The organism is Ascidiaceihabitans donghaensis (assembly GCF_900302465.1).
Taxonomy (GTDB): Bacteria; Pseudomonadota; Alphaproteobacteria; order Rhodobacterales; family Rhodobacteraceae; genus Ascidiaceihabitans; species Ascidiaceihabitans donghaensis.
This window is the reverse complement of record NZ_OMOR01000001.1, coordinates 3,518,927-3,538,134: the sequence shown is the minus strand read 5'-3', so window position 1 is coordinate 3,538,134 and position 19,208 is coordinate 3,518,927. Positions and strand designations below refer to the sequence as shown.

The window sequence follows — 19,208 nt, the reverse complement described above, 5'->3', positions numbered from 1 at the left end:
CACCGCCCATATACTGCGTCAGCTGGCCTTGCGCAATTCGCTGCCGGACTTCAGCACTTCGCTGCCGTCGTTCTGTTCGATCTTGTAGGCCGGTTCGTCGTCGCTGGCGTTGCGGGTCACTTCGGTGCCCGACAGCGTCAGGGTGATCTTTTGGGTATAGCGCTTGACGACCTTGCCTGTGCCCGTGCCGTTGCCCCAATCCCATTCTACTTCCGTTCCCTCACGATATGACATCAAACATCCTCTTTTTGTGCGGCTTATGGGCCAAACACGCGGACAGCAATTTGGTTCCACGTCCCGTTTCCCAGCCCCGCACCAACCAAAGGAAAAACCATGGATAAATTCGACACACTGACGGGCATCGCGGCGCCGATGCCGCTGGTCAACATCGACACCGATATGATCATCCCAAAGCAGTTCCTGAAAACCATCAAACGCTCGGGCCTTGGCGCGAATCTGTTCGACGAAATGCGCTTTGATCGCCAAGGCAACGAAATCGCGGATTTTGTGCTGAACAAGGACGCCTACCGCGAAGCAGAAATCATTGTGGCCGGTGACAACTTTGGCTGCGGGTCTTCGCGCGAACACGCGCCATGGGCCATCAAGGACTTTGGTATCCGTTGCGTGATCTCTACCAGCTTTGCGGACATCTTTTACAACAACTGTTTCAAAAACGGCATCTTGCCCATCGCACTGCCAGCCGAGGCCGTGGACGTTCTGATGAAAGATGCAGAGAAAGGGGCGAATGCCCGTATGTCCGTGGACCTCGAAGCGCAGACTGTGACCACATCAGATGGCGAAGTGTTCAGCTTTGAAGTCGACGCGTTCAAAAAGCGTTGCTTGTTGGAAGGCTTGGACGACATTGGTTTGACCATGGAAAAAGCTGCGTCCATTGATGCATTTGAAGCGACGGCGTCACAAGCACGCCCTTGGGTCTAAAACGATCCGACGCTTTGGCGCGTGACATCTCGAAACGTGAAAAGGGCTGCGAAAGATCGCAGCCCTTTTTGGGTTTCACGCCCGGGAGAAGACAAATGGCGTGGCCCGAAAGCAAGCTTTAGAAGGCCAGGTTGCCATCATTGTTGCCCAAGCCCTCGATCTCGATGGATGTGGATTGGCTGTTGCCATTTCCATCACGGCACAAGGCGGTCAAAAACACGCCAGCTGTACCTGTGATCTGGATGTCGATGTTGCCGCAGCTTTTTTGAAAGCTGCTTGCGCCGCCGCTCCGGGTCAAAGTGCCGTTTTCGTTACTGATCCCCGGAACGACAATGGATGTCTGGTTGGGAGCGCCGGCTGCTGTCAAACAGGTGGCGGCGACACCGGCATCGGAACCCAGATAGGCGAATTCGATGTTGGAACAGGTTTGTTGGAAGGTGCTTGGCGCGGCATAGGCTCCGCCTGCGGCACAGACAAAAGCAGCGGTCAAAAAGAAGTTTTTCATAATCAAAGTCCTGAATGTTGCAAAAGTAGCTTTTCGAAATTGCAAAGAAAATGCTTTGCATGGCTCACGCTACGGTGGAAATCGCAACACGTATAGAGTGTGTGGATGGATTTTCAGGAAATTTCGTAAATCCCAGTGAAAGAGTGGTGCATTCGAATGTTAACCCTGCAGGGCCGATTTTGAAGCCGCTGTTGTGGCGGATGCGGCGCAGCCCACAATATATAGAGGCGGTCCAAAAAGCGCCGCAAAGTTGATGTAATATCGCACCACCCCCTCCCTGAAAATGCCCAACCTGTGAGTAGAAATTAACCAATCAGCTTGAGCCGCCAGCCGATACAAGGCACAAATGAGGCAAGAATGAGGCAGCCTGCCCTAATCGGCGCGGGATCAAGTTGGAACAAGATTGCGGCACGTATCGCATCTGGCCAAGTTGAAGGGATCGAAAAGTGATAGCTCGAACATCAGGCGCTTTTGCGCGTGGATTCTTAGTTGCAGTGCTGATTGCATTGCCCGCGTTGGTGTTGCCCAACGTGCAGGCTGACAGCTCACAGATTGTGTTGCTGACAGCGATGCTGGCTGGGTTCCTGACCTTTGCGGAATACAATTCCAAATCTCCGTCGATCGTAGAGTTCCGCGATGCGGCCCCGTTCAACAGATTGCGTTTCACAGCGTTGTTTGCGACTGTTCTGGTCCTGTCCTTGATCATCAAAGGGCAGGCTTTGCCGTCCGGCTTGACCAATGCATTGACGTCTATCGGGCTGATTATCGGCAATGCGATCGACTTTCCGTTTTCTCCGGTACGTCTTGTCGTGCTGATGCTGTCCAACGATGTTTCTGAACAAACCGTCAGCAATGTACGCACGGCTGCGGGCCTGTCTTATCTGGTCTCGCTGTGCGCTATGACGTGCTTTCTTGTGATGGTTCGTGTTTTGGGGTGGCCGTCGCGCAAGGGCGCGTTCAACGTTTGGATCAATCTGCCCATGTTTGATCCCACGGCGGGCGGCGACGTGGTGACACGGTTGCGCCGTGACGCACGATTCAATGTTGCTGTGGGGTTCTTGCTGCCCTTCTTTATTCCCGCGGTGGTCAAAGCGGCCTCTGATCTGATAAGCCCTATCACATTGGAAAACCCGCAAACCCTGATCTGGACAATGAGCGCATGGGCCTTTCTTCCTGCCAGTATGATCATGCGTGGTATCGCCATGGGCAAAATCGCGGATATGATTCAAGAAAAGCGTCGCCGCACTTACGCGCAGGAACACGCAGATGGATTGCAGCCTGCCTGATTGCTGCATGGCCGTTTGCGTCCCTTGCGGACGGCCCGTTGCGCGTTGCCACCTACAACACTGAACTTGAACGCAAGGGTCCGGGCCTGTTGTTGCGCGACATCGCCAAAGGTGATGATCCTCAGGTCAAGGCCGTCATCGAGGTTATCAAAGCCGCCGACGCTGACATTCTGGTCCTGCAAAACATCGATTATGATTTGACGGGCGCTGCGCTTGAACAGCTTGTCAGGCGGCTGGACGACTACCCCTACAGCTTTGCGCGTCTTCCCAACACAGGTATGGGCACGGGCCTTGATATGGATGGCGATGGACGGCTGGGCGGCCCACGCGACGCCCAAGGCTATGGCCGGTTTTCAGGGCAGGGCGGTATGGCCATCTTGTCGCGCTACCCCATCGTTGAAGCTAAGGTGCAGGATTTTTCGGAGCTACTTTGGACGGATATTCCCGGTGCATTGCTTCCCGAGGTGGACGGTGCGCCGTTTCCAAGCGCCGAAGCCGTTGCCGCACAACGTTTGTCTTCAACCGCGCATTGGGTGGTGCCGATAGATACGCCGTTGGGTGTTGTGCATCTGTTGACCTTTCACGCCACACCTCCAGTCTTTGATGGTCCCGAAGACCGCAACGGGCGGCGCAACCACGATGAAATTATCTTTTGGCAGCAATACCTTGATGGCGCATACGGCGATGTCCCGTCTGATCGTTTTATCGTCATCGGTGACGCCAATCTGGACCCCTTGGATGGCGATGGTCTAAAACCCGCAATCCGAAGCCTTCTGCGTGACCCGCGCCTGCAAGATCCGTCACCCACAGGGGCCGCAGGCACCGACACCGCCGACTGGAGTGATCCGACCCCGGGCAACCTGCGCGTCGGCTACATCCTGCCCTCAGCCGACTGGCAGGTCGTGGACCGCAGCGTTATGTGGCCATGGCCTGACGATGCGTTTTGGGACGTCGTGCAAGAGGCCAGTCGGCACAGGTTGGTTTGGGTAGACTTGAACGGGGGCTAAACCAATTCGTGCAGTTTTTCCAAGCAAGCAAGCTAGGTGGTTGATGTCGGTAGTATGAGTTCAATCAGGGTACTTTGGACCACCACAGAAAATGCACTTCGTAAAGCCAAGCTCTTTCAGCTTTTCAACATGGGCATCGTAATTTGTCTTCCCGCCGGGTCCAATTTTGATGAACCCTGGTTCCCACTCTTCTTCCCACGGATTATACCTTGCCTCAAAGCAACCTAGGTCGTTACAGTGCAATTTGATTTTTTGATCGCCATTCTTGAAGGCGCCGGAACCGGCGATTGACATGGTCGCGGAACAGACAACAAGAATTGCCGTCAGCAGAGTACTTGAATATACATTCTTCATCTATTTCCCTTTATCCATTGAATGCTTTTTGCAAAAAAGACAGCTGTTACGCTGCATTTTGCAAGTTTTAAGTTCAAAAAAGCAAGCTGATCGTTTCGGAGTGAAAACAAAGCGGAGAGGTGGACTGGAACCACGACCCAAAACTTGACCCCACACCCCCCACGCGCTACCCCGCCTCAAACATTTACAAACCGGAGTAGCCCACATGTCCAACCCTTCGCTTCTGATCCTGCCCGGTGACGGCATTGGCCCCGAAGTCATGGCCCAAGTGAAACGCATCATCGATTGGTTCGGGGCGAACCGTGATCTTGGCTTTGACGTCTCTGAGGACCTTGTGGGCGGCGCGGCCTATGACAAACACGGCACGCCGTTGCACGACGACACGATGGCGAAAGCGCTTGAAGTGGATGCAGTTCTTTTGGGCGCTGTAGGCGGCCCGAAATACGATGATCTGGATTTCTCCGTAAAGCCCGAACGCGGCTTGCTGCGATTGCGCAAAGAGATGGATTTGTTTTCCAACCTGCGCCCTGCACAGTGCTTTGACGCATTGGCGGATTTCTCGTCCCTGAAAAAAGACATCGTGGCTGGCCTCGACATCATGATCGTGCGCGAACTGACATCAGGCGTCTATTTCGGTGAACCGCGTGGCATCATCGAAGAAGGCAACGAACGTGTGGGCATTAACACCCAGCGCTACACCGAATCCGAGATTGCCCGCGTGGCCCGTTCCGCCTTTGAACTGGCCCGCCGTCGCGGCAACAAAGTGTGTTCGATGGAAAAAGCCAACGTCATGGAAAGCGGTATCCTGTGGCGCGATGTGGTCATGGAAATCCACCAAGCCGAATACGCCGACGTGGAACTGTCCCATATGTATGCCGACAACGGCGCCATGCAGCTGGTTCGTGCGCCCAAGCAATTCGACGTGATCCTGACAGACAACCTGTTTGGTGACATCTTGTCCGACTGTGCTGCGATGTTGACCGGATCGCTTGGCATGTTGCCATCGGCCAGCCTTGGGGCGCCTGCGGCGAACGGGCGTCCAAAGGCGCTTTATGAACCCGTACACGGCTCTGCCCCCGACATCACAGGCCAAGGCAAAGCGAACCCGATTGCCTGCACACTTAGCTTTGCGATGGCGTTGCGGTATTCCTTTGATCAAGGCGATGAAGCCACACGTCTGGAACAAGCGGTGGAAAAAGTGTTGGCAGATGGCGTGCGTACCGCGGACCTTATGGGACCGGAAGACGGCACGCCAGTTTCCACCACCGGCATGGGCGATGCGATTTTGGCGGCGCTGGACGCAAGCCTGTAATCACACATCAAAGGTATGACAAAAGCGGCGGGATTTCTCCTGCCGCTTTTTGTTTGTGAAAAAGCTCTAGGTGGAATTGCCCGCTGCAGGCTATCCAGAGGAAACTTTGCGCCCAGGACGATTTGACATGAGTGATTTGCTGACCCCACGGCCCGCTGGCTGGCATCCTCCAGCCCTTGCCCCCGACTACAAGTCGTCGCGGCTGCGGTCCCCTCAGAACAAGCCTTTGCGCATGCCAACAGGCCCTGCAGAGCTGGCGGGACCGACGTTTGGCCATGACTTGATAGGCCCAAACGATCACAACATGATCATTAATTATACGGGCGAGATGGCTATCGGGCCACGGTTGATCGTTCACGGCCGCGTTCAAGACGAAAACGGCCAACCTGTGACAGGTGCTTTGATCGAGGCATGGCACGCCAATGCAGGCGGGCGTTATCGTCACAAAAACGAAGGCTACCTCGCGCCGCTGGACCCGAACTTTGGCGGATGCGGTCGCACCATCACCGACGATCAAGGCCACTACCGCTTCCTGACAATCCAGCCGGGCGCCTACCCCTGGCCCAACGGCCCCAACAGCTGGCGGCCCGCGCATATCCATTTTTCGCTCTTTGGTCATAGCTTTGCGCAACGCCTGATCACCCAGATGTATTTCGAAGGCGATCCGTTGATTCCATTGTGCCCCATCGTGCAGGCAATCCCGTCCGAACAGGCCGTGAATACGTTGGTGGCACGCCTAGATATGGACGCCAATACGCCCATGGACAGCATCGCCTACCGGTTTGATATGACGCTGCGCGGCCGCGACCAGACGCATTTCGAAACCAAGCCGGAGGGCAGCTGATGACGCGCGAATCCCCATCCCAAACGGCAGGACCCTATGTTCATATCGGGCTAACCCCGAATTATGCCGAGGTGCATGGCGTCTTTGAAGCTGACCTCGGGTCGCAAATGGTAACCGACGACACGCAGGGCCACCGGATCAAGATCACCGGAACTGTGTTCGACGGTGCAGGCGACGCACTGCGCGACGCGCTGGTCGAGATCTGGCAGCCGGGATCAAACGGTAAATTCGCAGGAGATCCCAAAGCGGACCCGCATTTTTCTGGATTTGGGCGCTGCGCCGCGGATTTGGAAACCGGGTTGTTCAGTTTTGACACAATCATGCCCGGTGCAATTCGGGGGAATGCTCCGTTCATAACGGTTTGGATCGTGGCCCGTGGCATTAACCTTGGGTTGCACACGCGGATGTATTTTCCGCACCAGTTTGCAAATGCCAATGATCCGGTTTTAAGCCAGCTGGATGAAGATCGCCGCGCCACGCTTATTGCGACCCCGACCGACGACGGGTTCAACTTTGACATTCACCTGCAAGGGGTCGGGGAAACGGTGTTTTTCGACATCTGAACCGGATCGGACGGGTCACGGTCGCAAGCTGCGTTCACGGGACACTGATCAAATGTGATTGGTACGTGTTGTACTTTTTGCCGACTGTAATTCAACGCAGTCGCCGCGAAAGGTACCCCAATGTTGTTCAAATGCCGTTTTCTGGCTCGTCTCACCGTTTTGGCGTTGATGACGGGTTTGCCGTGGACGCACATGGCCTTTGCGCAGTCTTCGACTGTGCCCGACTACATCATTGCTGAATTCGGCCACCCCCCCGCCGTGCCAACAGGCCCTTTGTCGCGCGACGTGAAGTTTGCCGTCAAAGTCGCCTTTGTGGACAGCGTCAAACAATCCTACTGGGGGCGGGATCAAGATATTGCTTTGGCCACCGTGACGGCATCCAAAGACCCGCGCCTTGCGTGGATTGTGGCCGATCTGATGCGGTTTTCGTCGGGTCGCCAATTGACAGAGGCGCTGACGCAAACTGCGGCTGCTTTGTTGGATATTGACCCGCCACGGAGAAACGAGTGGGGCGTCGTCACCGACAAGTTGATCGCGTGGGATATTCCAGCGCCGCCCAATTATCTCAAAACGAAACGCGCGATCTTCACCAGTTTTGTGCCGGGGTGGAAAAAGATTTTCACCAAGGGCGATATTGACTGGCGGCATGTGTCGTGGGGTGGTGTGCCCATTGATGCGCGGCCCTATGACACCACGGACGAGGCCTGCAACTGCATTCCTGCCGCAGACAACCCCCAAGTCAGCAGCGCTGATGAGGCCACATGGTTGAAAGACAAAGACATTGTGTTCGGCATCGAAGTGAATGGCGAAACCCGCGCCTATCCACGGCGCATCATGGAAGTCCGCGAAATGGTGAATGACACGCTGGGCGGACGTGATCTGGGCATTCCCTACTGCACGTTGTGCGGCGCGGCGCAGGCTTACTTCACAGATGAATTGCCCCTTGGGGTAAAACGGCCTGTGTTGCGGACGACGGGGCTGCTGATCAGGTCCAACAAAGTGATGTATGACATCACTTCGAATTCGGTGTTCGACACGTTTCTGGGCAAGGCTGTGACGGGGCCGTTGGCGCGAAAGAACATTGAACTGGAACAGGTCAGTGTCATCACAACGGATTGGGGCACGTGGAAGAAAGAGCATCCCGAAACAACTGTCTTGGTCGAAGCATTGGCGCTTGGGCGGGATTTTGATTTCCGTAACACACGTGATGCAGATGGGCCTATTTTTCCGGTGGGCGATGTTGATCCGCGCCTTGGTGTGCACGAAGACATCATCGGCGTTGTGACAGCATCCGGCAAACCCGTGGCTTTTCAACGCAGCAAAGCCTTTGTCGCGCTGAAGCGTGGGCAGGCAGTTACTTTCGAAAATGTGCGCCTTACTTTGGATGGTGGCGGCATTCGTGCAGTCGATGCAAATGGTGCCGATCTTGGCAGCCATCAGGCATTTTGGTTTGCGTGGTCGCAGTTCCATCCCCGCACGCATCTTTGGGCGGGGTAGGGCGCATATCGCCCGCCTTGCATAGATGGCCCCCACGCCTTACATGGCAATCCCATGAACACAGGCACAAAATCTGACCCCAACTACAAAGTGATCGCCGAAAACCGGCGGGCGCGGTACGACTATGCCATCGATGATGACATCGAATGCGGCATCATCCTTGAGGGGTCCGAGGTCAAATCCATGCGCGTGGGCGGCACCAACATCGCCGAAAGCTATGCGGCGGTCGAAGATGGTGAGCTGTGGTTGGTCAACAGCCATGTCGCGCCCTATGCCGGCGCCAAGACATTCAAACACGAAGAACGTCGGCGGCGCAAATTGCTGGTGTCGAAAAAGCAGATGTCGGATTTGTGGAACGCCACGCAACGCAAAGGCATGACGCTGGTGCCGTTGGTGATGTATTTCAACCATCGCGGGTTGGTGAAGATCAAGCTGGGCATCGCCAAGGGCAAGCAGAACCACGACAAACGCGCGTCCGAGGCCAAGCGTGACTGGTCGCGTCAGAAATCGCGGCTTATGAAAGACCATGGCTAAAGTGGCGCGTTCAGGCCTGCGGACATGAGTGATGCGCGGATGAAAATGGTGCTGGTTACCCCCGAAATCCCTTACAACACGGGCGCGATCGGGCGCACGTGTGTGGCGCTGAACCTTGAGCTGATCCTGATCAAACCCTACGGGTTTTCGCTGGACGAAAAGTCGGTGCGACGCGCAGGAACGGATTATTGGAAACATGTCACGCTAAGCGAATATGACGATTGGCATAGCTTTCTGACAGCGCGGCAGCCTGCCCGCGATCAGCTATATTTCTTTGAAGAACACGGTGCGCAAACCATCTACGCCCCGACATATGCCCAAGACGCTTATTTGGTGTTTGGGTGTGAATCCGCCGGGCTGCCGCGCAGTATTCTGAATGATATGGACGACCGCGTCTTTAGCCTGCCGATGCTGGACACACGGGTGCGATCGTTGAATTTGGCGAATGTGGCCACAGCCGTGATTTATCAGGCGATGCGCCCGCAATTGGGCGGTTAAGGCTGCATTATTGCATAATACTGCAAATATTTCCCCATGACGCATGTGCGGTGCATAAGCGATACCCGCACAGCACTTTAGCGTGGGGGACGTGGGGTGCGCCTAAATGAATACCCCCAAAAGGGAACAAAAGTATGGAACTTATCATTGGTCTTTTGTCAGGCGCCGTTGGTGGCAACGTGGCTGGCAAATTGTTGGGCAGCCTGAACCAAGGCACCTTGATCAATTCAATCGCGGGTGTTGTGGGCGGCGGGCTTGGCGGCACATTGCTTGGCATGATCGGCGCACCTGATTTGGCGGGCGCTGCAGGCGGCGCGGGCGGTCTCGATTTCGGGGCCATCATCGGTCAAATCGCAGGCGGTGGCGTCGGCGGTGGTGTCGTGTTGGCGATCGTAGGCTTTGTGCGTAAAGCGATGGCGAAGTAAGCACCATAAATCAAAGCGCTGGCCCATCTTTGCGGGATGGGTCAGTGGCGCCGAAGAAATATTGAAATTAGATGCGCAACATGTTTGCTTGATCCCATTGAAAGAGGGGATTTGTGCATGCACCGTTTAATTCTTCGTTGTTTGATCGCTTCTGTGTTGTGTTTGGGATTAGGTTTGGCCAATGCGGGCCACGCTCTTGATGCGCAGTTCCGTTTCGAGACAAAATATAAAGGTAAGGCCCAGATTGTTTTGCTTGGGGTGCCAACCTCTCAAATCAGCGCGGCGCTGGAAACGCGCAACGGGCGACGGATGATCCCCGAATACATGAGCACTTACGTAGATTACAAAAACCAGACCTTCATGAATTTGGTGCTTTTGGAAGATGACAATCGCGGATGGGGCTTTGAGTGGGGCAAAACAAAGTCGCAGATGAGGGAATATTTCATCAAAAAGCGTGATGACGGATATTGCGCCACCAATCTGGGCGTTTACCCGAAGAATGGCGAAATCCTCTATGCGATGGTGCTGAAAGCGCCAGAAAAATGCGATAAACAATCTTTGCATTGGGTGCGTGGACCGGATGCTTTGAGTAAGGTTGTGGATACGGATTTTCAAAGCGACTACCGAATGGTCACGGTGTCTGCATTTGCGCAAAAGAACACACTTTATGGCGCGGCGATTACACAGATCCCCAAGGTGGCAACCAGCTATGACCTTTGGGATGATCTAACCCGCCTGCGGGTGCGTCACGCGTCTGTGTCAAAACCGGAAAACGGCTACACGCGGCTGCTCAAAGACCTTTCCATTGTGCATAACGGCCACAAATGGCTTTACCTTGCAAGCTGGCAAGACAGGCGCGGAACCGGGTTCGGGGCGCAGTTGTGGGATGCGACAAAAGCCAGCTACACAAACAGCCAATTGCGTGATCTGGTGGCCAAGAATGGCCTAAAGATCATGTCCGTTGCGGGATATGTTGCAGACGGCGAAGTCCATTCGTTTCGGATCATGTCGATCAAATAGCGACGAACAAATAGCAACAAATCCTGCCTTCAACCTTGCCTCAGGCGGGGTGCGGCGTTAGTCAGAGACGCATTTCTTCAGCAGGAGAGAATCCATGGCAGACGATCCTAAAACGCTTGTGTCCACCGAATGGTTGGCACAACATCTGAAGGACCCGGATTTGCGAATTCTGGATGCGTCTTTGTACATGCCCGACATGAAACGCGACGCCAAAGCTGAATATAACGCCAAACACATTCCCGGGGCGCGGTTTTTCGATATTGATGATGTCAGTGACGGGCGGTCTGATCTGCCCCACATGGCGCCACCCGTAGAAAAGTTCATGTCGCGCATGCGTGCGATGGGTGTGGGTGACGGACATCAGGTTGTGGTCTACGACGGGGCCGGCATTTATTCTGCGGCGCGTGTCTGGTGGCTGTTTCGTCTGATGGGTCAAATGAACATCGCGGTGCTGGATGGCGGGTTGCCCAAATGGGAAGCCGAAGGGCGCGAAATCGAAGATATGCCGCCTGTGATCCGCGACCGCCACATGACGGTGCGCTTTCAAAACCACCTTGTGCGCGATGTAACACAGGTGTCGCAGGCGTCAAAACTGGGGTCGATCCAGATTGTGGACGCACGGGCGGCCGGACGGTTCCGCGGCGAGGCACCTGAACCGCGCGAAGGGCTTCGTTCAGGGCATATCCCCGGATCACGCAGTGTTCCCTTCACCACGCTTTTGAACGTCGACGCCACGATGAAAACACCGGATCAAACACGCACGATTTTTGAGGCTGCTGGCGTGGATCTGGACAAACCTATTATCACCAGCTGCGGGTCGGGCGTGACTGCCTGCGTGCTTGCGCTGGCACTGGAACGCATGGGGCACGATCAGTGGTCCCTGTACGATGGATCTTGGGTCGAATGGGGAATGTTCCCCACAGTACCCGTCGCAACCGGAGACGCATAAGCGATGTTCGAAACCCTTCAGGCGCAACCCGCTGACAAAATTCTAGCTCTTATGGCGCAGTACCGCGCCGACCCGCGCGAGACGAAAATCGACCTTGGGGTCGGTGTCTACAAAGACGCCACGGGGCTGACGCCTGTGATGAAAGCGGTCAAGGCTGCGGAACACAAACTGTGGGAAGAACAAGACAGCAAATCCTATGTGGGCCTTGCGGGCGACCCTGCCTTCGGGGACGCGATGGTGGAACTGGTTCTTGGGGACAGTGTGCCCCGCGAAACGGTTGCGGCGGCTGCGACACCGGGTGGCACAGGTGCCATTCGCCAAGCGTTCGAACTGATCCAGATGGCGCGTCCCGATGCACGTGTGTTTCTGTCTAACCCGACATGGCCAAACCATCCGTCGATCCTGAAGTATCTCGGGATGGAGATCGTCGATTACCGCTATTTCGATGACGAAACCCGTGGCGTCGATTTTGATGGCATGACTGCCGACCTGAAAACGGCCCGCAAAGGCGATGTGGTCTTGTTGCATGGCTGCTGCCACAACCCGACAGGGGCCAACCTGAACGCGGTGCAATGGCAGGAGGTCATCAAGGTTCTGCTTGAAACCGGTGCGACGCCTATGGTCGACATCGCGTACCAGGGATTTGGCGACGGTCTGGAAGAAGACGCCGCCGCCACGCGCGCCGTGGTCGCCGCTGTACCCGAGGCCATCGTGGCTGCCAGCTGTTCCAAGAACTTTGGCATTTACCGCGAACGCACCGGCATCTTGATGGCCGTGTCCAAGGATATGTCAGCCAAGGGCCTGAACCAGCAAACGCTTGCATTCCTCAATCGGCAGAACTTTAGCTTTCCGCCGGACCACGGCGCGCGTGTTGTGACGATGATCCTGAATGATCCCACGCTGAAAGCCCAATGGATCGAGGAACTGGAATCCGTGCGCGTCGCTATGTTGGGATTGCGTACGCAGTTGGCAGGGGAATTGCAGCGCCTGTCCGGTTCAGACCGTTTTGGCTTTTTGGCGGACCATCGCGGCATGTTCTCGCGTCTTGGCACAACGCCTGAGATGGTTGAAAAACTGCGTGTGGATGCGGGCATTTACATGGTGGGCGACAGCCGCATGAACATCGCGGGTTTGAACGCGGAAACTGTGCCTGTTCTGGCCAAGGCTATTGTGGACGCTGGCATCTAAGCCGGCATTTTCGATCCCACAAAAACAATTGAAGCGCCGGTAGGAATGTCTCCTACCGGCGCTTTGTATTTGGGGTTAGACTAAACCTGCCAATTTCGCAAAAGGGTCGCGGCCCGCGTCTTTGTGCCATTCGTATTCGCAGCTGACGGCCAGCCTATCGGCGGTTTCCATGCCGTAAAGGTCGGCCATCACGGCAAGGGCCATATCCATGCCAGCTGACACGCCTGAGGATGTGAAAAATTTGCCATCCTCGACCCACCGCGCCTCTTTGATCCACTGCACGTTTGGCGCCAAAGGCACTGTTGCGTTGAAATCCAGTTTGTTTGTAGTGGCACGGCGCCCGTCCAGCACACCCGACATGCCCAGCAAAACAGTGCCGGTGCAAACAGCCATGACACGCTCTGCCTTGGCCGAGGCATCTGCAATCCATTGTAGCAAGGCAGGGTCCTTGGCCGCATCCAGTGCCGTGTCGCCACCGGGGATCAGCAGCAAATCGTAGTCGTCGCTTTGGTCAAGGGTGGCATCGATGACGATGCGTTGGCCATGCACGCTTGGCACCGGGGCCGCGCCTTGTGCGACGGTTATGATTTTGGTCTGGCCTGTAAAGCCGCCCAGCATTTCGATGGGGCCAAAGTAATCAAGTGTTTCAAAGCCGGGAAAAACCAGCGCTGCCAAAGTTCTCATGATGGTTCCTTTTCTAGGGGATGCTTACAAGTCGGCGCATTCGGGGTGGGCTTTGACGAAACGCTTTGAAGAGGCGGGGTGCTTCGCCAGATGGTGCGCGGGGCGTGTGGGGCGCCGCAACAGTTCGCCGCCACAGTTGGGACATTGGTTTTGAAACCGTGTGTCCGCGCAATCCTTGCAAAACGTACACTCAAACGAACAGACGCGGGCGTTTGTGCTGTCCGGGCCAAGATCTGTATCGCAACATTCGCAATTTGGTTTGAGGGCAAGCATGATGTGGTCCTTTTCCGTTGATCTCTACCCCTAGACTACAGGCAATGGGGTTGGCATAAATGACAATATGACCTCACTTTATGCCAAGTCACTGGGCGACACCGCCCCTCCGCGTCACGTAGTGTTTGTGGTTTATCCGGACATTGTGCTGCTTGATCTTGTCGGACCGCTTCAGGTGTTTACCCATGCGCAAGCGTACCAAGGCTCTGGCCCTGCATATAAAACAGCGGTTGTGTCTGAGGCAGGGGGGCAGGTGGACACAAACACTGTCCTGCCCATCGACAGTGACCCGATTGCCAACTGGGTGTCGGCTGACGCCCCTGCAATTCACACGCTTGTGGTGATTGGGGGGGACGGTGCGGTGCCGGCGTCCCGTGACCGCCGTATCACGGACCTTGTGCGGCAGCTGGCAGACCGCGCAACACGGGTCAGTTCGGTGTGTTCCGGGGCCTTGGTGCTGGCAGCGGCGGGCCTTTTGGACGGTCGCCGTGCCGTAACGCATTGGGAAGATTGCGATGCGCTGGAACAGGGGTATCCAAAAGTGCAGGTCGAAGTGGACCCGATTTTTATCAAAGATGGGCATGTTTGGACCTCTGCGGGGATTACGGCGGGGATCGATATGGCCTTGGCGATGGTGGAAGAAGACTTGGGCAAGGCATCTGCCATGGCGATGGCGCGATCACTTGTCACGCCTATGGTGCGGTCCGGCGGGCAGTCGCAATTCAGTCAGGCGTTGCATCAGCAAAGCCGCGATGTTGGGGGGCGGTTTGCGCAATTGCATGCCTGGATCGCACAAAATCTACACCGCACCGTGCGTGTCGAAGACATGGCAGAGGTTTGCAACATGAGCGGACGCAGTTTTTCGCGGCGGTACACGGCCACGATGGGGCAATCGCCAGCCAAAGCCCTTGAGGTTTTGCGGGTTGAGCGGGGGCGTGACTTGCTGGCGACAACAGACAAAAGCATTCAAACGATCGCGGTGGATTGCGGGTTTTTGGATGATGAACGCATGCGTCGCGCATTTTTGCGTCATCTCAACACCTCGCCATCGATGTATCGCAAACAATTCCAACCATGAGGGCTGTTGTAGGGGGGCCGTTAAACACAAAAAAGCCCGGGCGCGGTTGAGGCGCCCGGGCAGTTGGTTCTCCAAGAATTCTGAGAGGAAGGAGCCTCAGCCTTTTGAGAATTCCGGATAGGCTTCCATGCCCAGTTCTGTTGTATCGAGACCCATGATCTCTTCCTCTTCGCCGACACGGATGCCCATGGTGGCTTTGAGAACCATCCAGACGATGCCGGATGCAACCACGGTGAAGATGCCGACAACCAGGATGGAATATAGTTGCACCATCAAAGACGCGTCGCCGTTTGTGATGACTACGGCAATGGTGCCCCAGATGCCTGCAAACAAGTGCACAGGGATCGCGCCGACAACATCGTCAATCTTCAGCTTGTCGAGGAAGGGAACCGCAAAGACCACGATCACACCGCCGACGCCGCCGATCAGGGTCGCCATGCCCAAGGAAGGGGTCAAAGGTTCAGCTGTGATAGACACCAGACCGGCCAACGCGCCGTTCAGGATCATCGTCAGGTCAGGCTTTTTGTACAGCACTTGCGTCAGGATCAGCGCGACCAATGCGCCACCCGCAGCAGCGGCATTTGTGTTGGCAAAGATGCGGCTGACGTCTGCAACATCGCCCACGGTGCCCATCGCCAGCTGCGATCCACCGTTGAAGCCGAACCAACCCATCCACAGGATGAACGTGCCCAAAGTGGCCAGCGTCAGGTTGGAACCCGGCATTGGAATGGTTTTGCCGTCTTTGTATTTGCCGATGCGTGGTCCAAGGATCAACGCGCCAACCAAAGCGGCCCAGCCACCAACAGAGTGCACAACTGTGGAACCCGCGAAATCAAGAAAGCCCATGCCGTCAAGGAAACCGCCGCCCCACTTCCAAGACGCTTGGATCGGGTAAATGACAGACGTCAGCACGATAGTGAAAATCAGGAAAGGCCACAGTTTGATCCGTTCCGCCAAAGCGCCGGATACAATGGATGCGGTGGCAGCACAGAACATCAACTGAAAGAAGAAATCAGACCCTGTGGACGCATAGCTGTAATCGTCTGCCGCGTCGGATGTAACGCCAACCGCTTCCAGAACGCCGGGGCCAAATACGCCTGACAGCACACCTTCCACAGACCACGTGCCAAGTGGGTACATCAGGTTGTAGCCGATCAGGTAGTAGAACACCGTGGCCAGTGAAAAGAGGCCCATGTTCTTGGTCAACTGCATGGTGACGTTCTTGCCGCGCACAAGGCCCGCTTCAAGCATGGCAAAGCCAGCGGCCATAAAGAACACCAAAAAGCCGCCCACAAGGAACAACAGTGAATTCAGAATAAAGACGGTGTCCGTGGATGCGTTCACGCCTGGTGTTGGGCCGTCCTGGGCCAAGGTCAGTGTCGGCAGTGCGACAAGCGCAGCGGCACCGACAAGAGGTTTAAGTAGTTTCATTTTCGTATCCCTTTCACGCGGCGCTTAAAGCGCGTCTTCGTTGGTTTCGCCGGTGCGCACACGCACGGCCTGGCTCACATCAAGGACGAAAATCTTGCCATCGCCGATTTTGCCTGTGTGGGCTGTTTTGGTGATCGTTTCGATGATGCCGTCCACGTCGTCTGCCGCCACAACGATTTCCAGCTTCACCTTGGGCACGAAATTCACGGCGTATTCAGCGCCACGGTAGATTTCGGTATGGCCCGATTGTGATCCAAAGCCTTTGATTTCGGTGACCATCATGCCGCGCACACCAGCTTCGGTCAGCGCCTCGCGCACCTCTTCCAGTTTGAATGGTTTGATTGTTGCTATGATCAGTTTCACGAACTGTCCCCTTTTTACGCCAATTTGCGATTTGGTTTTGATAACGACAGTTGTGCGGCACGCAGGGGGTTAGGGAATGCAATATGGGTAAATGTGGATCAGGAATTCCGGTACTCTGCATAAAAAATGAACAAAAAATCATTTTTGACTAAATAATATGCAAAAATATGATGAAGATCTGCGAAAATCCGCCCCTGTCTTTCTGCGATGCAACACGATAGTGTGACCAAAACACGTATAATGTGGGGGCCGGGCAGGTCTGAATATGAGTGATTCACGTAAACCAAAGAAGCCTTTGGTGGCTGATAGACGCTATTCGAAAGCGCCGAAAAAAGCCGCGCCGAAAAAGCCCGCACCACGCAAAACCACAAAACGACGCAAGGCTGCGCCCAAGCGCACAGGCGTGTCCGGTTTCATCGTAGGTCTGTTTCGCTGGGTCTTGCGCCTGATTTGGCTGGTCACCTCCCGCGCAACAATCGTGGGTCTGATCATACTGGCTTTGGCCGTGGGCTATGTTTTTGCAACGCTTCCCAATGTGAACGCATTGCTGGATGGGCGTGCCCGTGGGTCTGTAACCTTGCTTGACCGCGACGGTAAGGTCTTTGCGTGGCGCGGTGACCAGTTTGGCGGCGTTGTGACGGCCCAATCGGTGTCGCCGCATTTGCACAACGCGATTGTAGCGACGGAAGACAAACGCTTTTATCGCCACATTGGCCTGTCGCCGCGCGGTATCGCCAGCGCTGTGCGCATTAACCTTGCCGCTGGCCGTGGGCCTTTGTCGGGCAACGGTGGCTCCACGATCACGCAGCAGGTGGCGAAATTGCTGTGTCTGGGTGAACCCTACGATCCGTCCTCGGGCCAAACTGAAAAGCAGTATGAAGCCGAATGCCGTCGTGGCACGCTACAACGCAAGGCTTACGAGGCGATCTATGCTTTGGCGATGGAAGCCAAGTATTCAAAAGCCGAAATTCTGACGATCTATATGAACCGCGCGTTTCTGGGTGCGGGGGCGCGGGGGTTTGAAGCTGCAAGCCAGCGTTACTTTGGGAAATCCGCCGCCAACGTAGACCCGTCCGAGGCCGCGATGCTGGCGGGATTGTTGAAAGCCCCCACGCGCTATGCGCCCACAAACGATCTTGAACGCTCGCAGAACCGGGCGGCCACAATTTTGCGCCTGATGAACGAACAAGGCTATCTGACCAACGCGGAACGGGCCGTGGCGGATGCCAATCCCGCCAAGCTAAGCGCGGCGGCAGAAGCCCGTGCCGGTGGGTATTTTGCCGATTGGGTGATGGATTCCGGTCCTGAATTTTTCACACGCAACACCACCGAAGATGTCATTATCAGAACAACCTTTGACCAACGTATGCAAAAGGCGGCTGAAGACGGGTTGAAGTGGATTTTCGACAACAAAGTGCGTAAGGGGTCGCAAGCCCAAGCCGCCATCGTCGTCATGAGCGCGGATGGCGCTGTGAGGGCCATGGTGGGGGGGCGCCAAACCAAAGTCGTGGGCGCCTTTAACCGTGCCACAACGGCGCTGCGCCAAACAGGGTCCGCCTTTAAGCCTTTCGTGTTCGGGGCTGCGTTGGATCTGGGCTATTCGCCAATGGATTTGGTGGATGACGCGCCTTTGACCTTGGATATTCCCGGGTCTGGCCCATGGTCGCCGTCCAACTATGATCGCAAGTTTCGCGGTCAAGTGACGTTGACCGAAGCATTAAAGCAATCATTGAACATTCCGGCTGTCAAAATATCCGAAAGCGTCGGGCGTGATCTAGTGCGCCGGGTTGCTGTGGATTTCGGGATCGGCGACGAGAATTTGGCGCAAGGACCTGCTTTGGCACTGGGCGCTTCGGAAAGCACATTGATTGACATGACTGGCGCTTATGCGGGCATCCTGAACGGCGGGTCGGCGGTAACACCTTACGGCTTGGTCGATCTGCGGCTGCTGGGTGACGATGCGCCGCTTATGGACATTGCGGGCGGCATCGAAGAGCGGGTCATTCAGGTAGATTCAGCGCAACAGTTAATCTGGATGATGGAAAAAGTGGTCAGCGAAGGCACAGGCCAACGGGCCCGTTTCGGTGATCGCCAGATTGCAGGCAAAACCGGCACGACCCAAGCCGCACGCGATGCGTGGTTTATCGGGTTTACCGGGGATTACGTGGCCGGTGTTTGGATGGGCTACGACAACAACAAACCCTTGACGGGTGTAACGGGGGGCGGCCTGCCTGCCGACATCTGGCGCGAAGTGATGCAACGTGTGCATGAAGGGGTGCCACCCACTGCACTGCCGATGCAAGCGCCCGCTGCTGCGACGCGGCCTATAGATCCCACGCCACAACGCCCCCGTTCAACCGAGGGGATCATCAACAATCTGCTACGGGATATTCTGGGCGGACGGGCCACGGGGTCTGGTAGCTCAGCGCCATCGCCCAACGCCGGAGATCGCTAACGA

Annotated in this window: 22 protein-coding genes; 15 read left to right on the top strand and 7 right to left on the bottom strand. The window is 55.9% G+C overall.

Features of this window, described 5'->3' with window-relative positions; genetic code table 11:
- Positions 1 to 18: 18 nt before the first annotated feature.
- Positions 19 to 234 (bottom strand): hypervirulence associated TUDOR domain-containing protein, encoded by a 216-nt coding sequence (locus ASD8599_RS17630; protein WP_108829752.1) that lies wholly within the window; start codon positions 232 to 234, stop codon positions 19 to 21.
- A gap of 99 nt (positions 235 to 333) precedes the next feature.
- Between ASD8599_RS17630 and leuD the strand changes: the two genes are divergently transcribed.
- Positions 334 to 939, top strand: coding sequence for a 3-isopropylmalate dehydratase small subunit (gene leuD / locus ASD8599_RS17625; RefSeq protein WP_108829751.1), 606 nt, complete (start codon positions 334 to 336; stop codon positions 937 to 939).
- Between the two features lie 118 nt (positions 940 to 1,057).
- Here leuD and ASD8599_RS17620 read toward each other — a convergent pair whose 3' ends face one another.
- Complete coding sequence (locus ASD8599_RS17620) at positions 1,058 to 1,444, bottom strand: CVNH domain-containing protein (protein ID WP_108829750.1); 387 nt, start codon at positions 1,442 to 1,444, stop codon at positions 1,058 to 1,060.
- Between the two features lie 446 nt (positions 1,445 to 1,890).
- Between ASD8599_RS17620 and ASD8599_RS17615 the strand changes: the two genes are divergently transcribed.
- Complete coding sequence (locus tag ASD8599_RS17615; protein WP_245926096.1) at positions 1,891 to 2,730, top strand: hypothetical protein; 840 nt, start codon at positions 1,891 to 1,893, stop codon at positions 2,728 to 2,730.
- Between the two features lie 38 nt (positions 2,731 to 2,768).
- Positions 2,769 to 3,737: an endonuclease/exonuclease/phosphatase family protein gene (locus ASD8599_RS17610; protein ID WP_245926094.1), complete on the top strand. Its 969-nt coding sequence runs from the start codon at positions 2,769 to 2,771 to the stop codon at positions 3,735 to 3,737.
- A gap of 60 nt (positions 3,738 to 3,797) precedes the next feature.
- Here the strand turns inward: ASD8599_RS17610 and ASD8599_RS17605 are convergent, their stop codons facing one another.
- Positions 3,798 to 4,091, bottom strand: a complete 294-nt coding sequence (locus ASD8599_RS17605; protein WP_108829748.1) for a hypothetical protein — start codon at positions 4,089 to 4,091, stop codon at positions 3,798 to 3,800.
- A gap of 205 nt (positions 4,092 to 4,296) precedes the next feature.
- Between ASD8599_RS17605 and leuB the strand changes: the two genes are divergently transcribed.
- The 10 genes from leuB (at position 4,297) to ASD8599_RS17555 (ending at position 12,921) form a co-directional block, all read left to right on the top strand.
- Positions 4,297 to 5,403, top strand: coding sequence for a 3-isopropylmalate dehydrogenase (leuB, locus tag ASD8599_RS17600; protein WP_108829747.1), 1,107 nt, complete (start codon positions 4,297 to 4,299; stop codon positions 5,401 to 5,403).
- Positions 5,404 to 5,530: 127 nt separating this feature from the next.
- Entirely contained in the window at positions 5,531 to 6,247 is a 717-nt protein-coding gene (pcaH, locus tag ASD8599_RS17595; protein ID WP_108830257.1) for a protocatechuate 3,4-dioxygenase subunit beta, read from the top strand.
- Positions 6,247 to 6,810 (top strand): protocatechuate 3,4-dioxygenase subunit alpha, encoded by a 564-nt coding sequence (pcaG, locus tag ASD8599_RS17590; RefSeq protein ID WP_108829746.1) that lies wholly within the window; start codon positions 6,247 to 6,249, stop codon positions 6,808 to 6,810. Before pcaH ends, pcaG begins: the two co-directional genes overlap by 1 nt.
- 120 nt (positions 6,811 to 6,930) lie before the next feature.
- Positions 6,931 to 8,307: a DUF3179 domain-containing (seleno)protein gene (locus ASD8599_RS17585; RefSeq protein ID WP_108829745.1), complete on the top strand. Its 1,377-nt coding sequence runs from the start codon at positions 6,931 to 6,933 to the stop codon at positions 8,305 to 8,307.
- Between the two features lie 54 nt (positions 8,308 to 8,361).
- Positions 8,362 to 8,841 (top strand): SsrA-binding protein SmpB, encoded by a 480-nt coding sequence (gene smpB / locus ASD8599_RS17580; protein WP_108829744.1) that lies wholly within the window; start codon positions 8,362 to 8,364, stop codon positions 8,839 to 8,841.
- 24 nt (positions 8,842 to 8,865) lie between these two features.
- Positions 8,866 to 9,339 (top strand): tRNA (cytidine(34)-2'-O)-methyltransferase, encoded by a 474-nt coding sequence (locus ASD8599_RS17575; protein WP_108829743.1) that lies wholly within the window; start codon positions 8,866 to 8,868, stop codon positions 9,337 to 9,339.
- 134 nt (positions 9,340 to 9,473) lie between these two features.
- Positions 9,474 to 9,764: a hypothetical protein gene (locus ASD8599_RS17570; protein WP_108829742.1), complete on the top strand. Its 291-nt coding sequence runs from the start codon at positions 9,474 to 9,476 to the stop codon at positions 9,762 to 9,764.
- Between the two features lie 117 nt (positions 9,765 to 9,881).
- The gene (locus ASD8599_RS17565; protein ID WP_108829741.1) at positions 9,882 to 10,784 is read left to right on the top strand and encodes a hypothetical protein; all 903 of its coding nucleotides are present in this window, start codon (positions 9,882 to 9,884) and stop codon (positions 10,782 to 10,784) included.
- Between the two features lie 94 nt (positions 10,785 to 10,878).
- Positions 10,879 to 11,733 carry a 3-mercaptopyruvate sulfurtransferase gene (gene sseA, locus ASD8599_RS17560; RefSeq protein WP_108829740.1) on the top strand — a complete coding sequence of 285 codons (855 nt, stop codon included), beginning with the start codon at positions 10,879 to 10,881 and terminating at the stop codon, positions 11,731 to 11,733.
- A 3-nt stretch (positions 11,734 to 11,736) separates the two neighbouring features.
- Positions 11,737 to 12,921 (top strand): amino acid aminotransferase, encoded by a 1,185-nt coding sequence (locus tag ASD8599_RS17555; RefSeq protein WP_108829739.1) that lies wholly within the window; start codon positions 11,737 to 11,739, stop codon positions 12,919 to 12,921.
- Positions 12,922 to 12,996: 75 nt separating this feature from the next.
- Here ASD8599_RS17555 and ASD8599_RS17550 read toward each other — a convergent pair whose 3' ends face one another.
- On the bottom strand, positions 12,997 to 13,605 hold the full coding sequence (locus ASD8599_RS17550; protein WP_108829738.1) for a DJ-1/PfpI family protein: 609 nt from the start codon (positions 13,603 to 13,605) through the stop codon (positions 12,997 to 12,999).
- Between the two features lie 24 nt (positions 13,606 to 13,629).
- The gene (locus tag ASD8599_RS17545; protein WP_108829737.1) at positions 13,630 to 13,878 is read right to left on the bottom strand and encodes a DUF1272 domain-containing protein; all 249 of its coding nucleotides are present in this window, start codon (positions 13,876 to 13,878) and stop codon (positions 13,630 to 13,632) included.
- A 67-nt stretch (positions 13,879 to 13,945) separates the two neighbouring features.
- On the opposite strand from ASD8599_RS17545, the gene ASD8599_RS17540 reads away from it, so the two are divergent.
- Positions 13,946 to 14,956 carry a GlxA family transcriptional regulator gene (locus tag ASD8599_RS17540; RefSeq protein ID WP_108829736.1) on the top strand — a complete coding sequence of 337 codons (1,011 nt, stop codon included), beginning with the start codon at positions 13,946 to 13,948 and terminating at the stop codon, positions 14,954 to 14,956.
- Between the two features lie 96 nt (positions 14,957 to 15,052).
- On the opposite strand, the gene amt is transcribed toward ASD8599_RS17540, so the two are convergent.
- Both amt and ASD8599_RS17530 read right to left on the bottom strand, forming a co-directional pair.
- Complete coding sequence (gene amt, locus ASD8599_RS17535) at positions 15,053 to 16,387, bottom strand: ammonium transporter (RefSeq protein ID WP_108829735.1); 1,335 nt, start codon at positions 16,385 to 16,387, stop codon at positions 15,053 to 15,055.
- A 24-nt stretch (positions 16,388 to 16,411) separates the two neighbouring features.
- Complete coding sequence (locus tag ASD8599_RS17530; RefSeq protein WP_108829734.1) at positions 16,412 to 16,750, bottom strand: P-II family nitrogen regulator; 339 nt, start codon at positions 16,748 to 16,750, stop codon at positions 16,412 to 16,414.
- Between the two features lie 265 nt (positions 16,751 to 17,015).
- On the opposite strand from ASD8599_RS17530, the gene ASD8599_RS17525 reads away from it, so the two are divergent.
- Complete coding sequence (locus tag ASD8599_RS17525) at positions 17,016 to 19,205, top strand: transglycosylase domain-containing protein (RefSeq protein WP_181364529.1); 2,190 nt, start codon at positions 17,016 to 17,018, stop codon at positions 19,203 to 19,205.
- Positions 19,206 to 19,208: the final 3 nt, after the last annotated feature.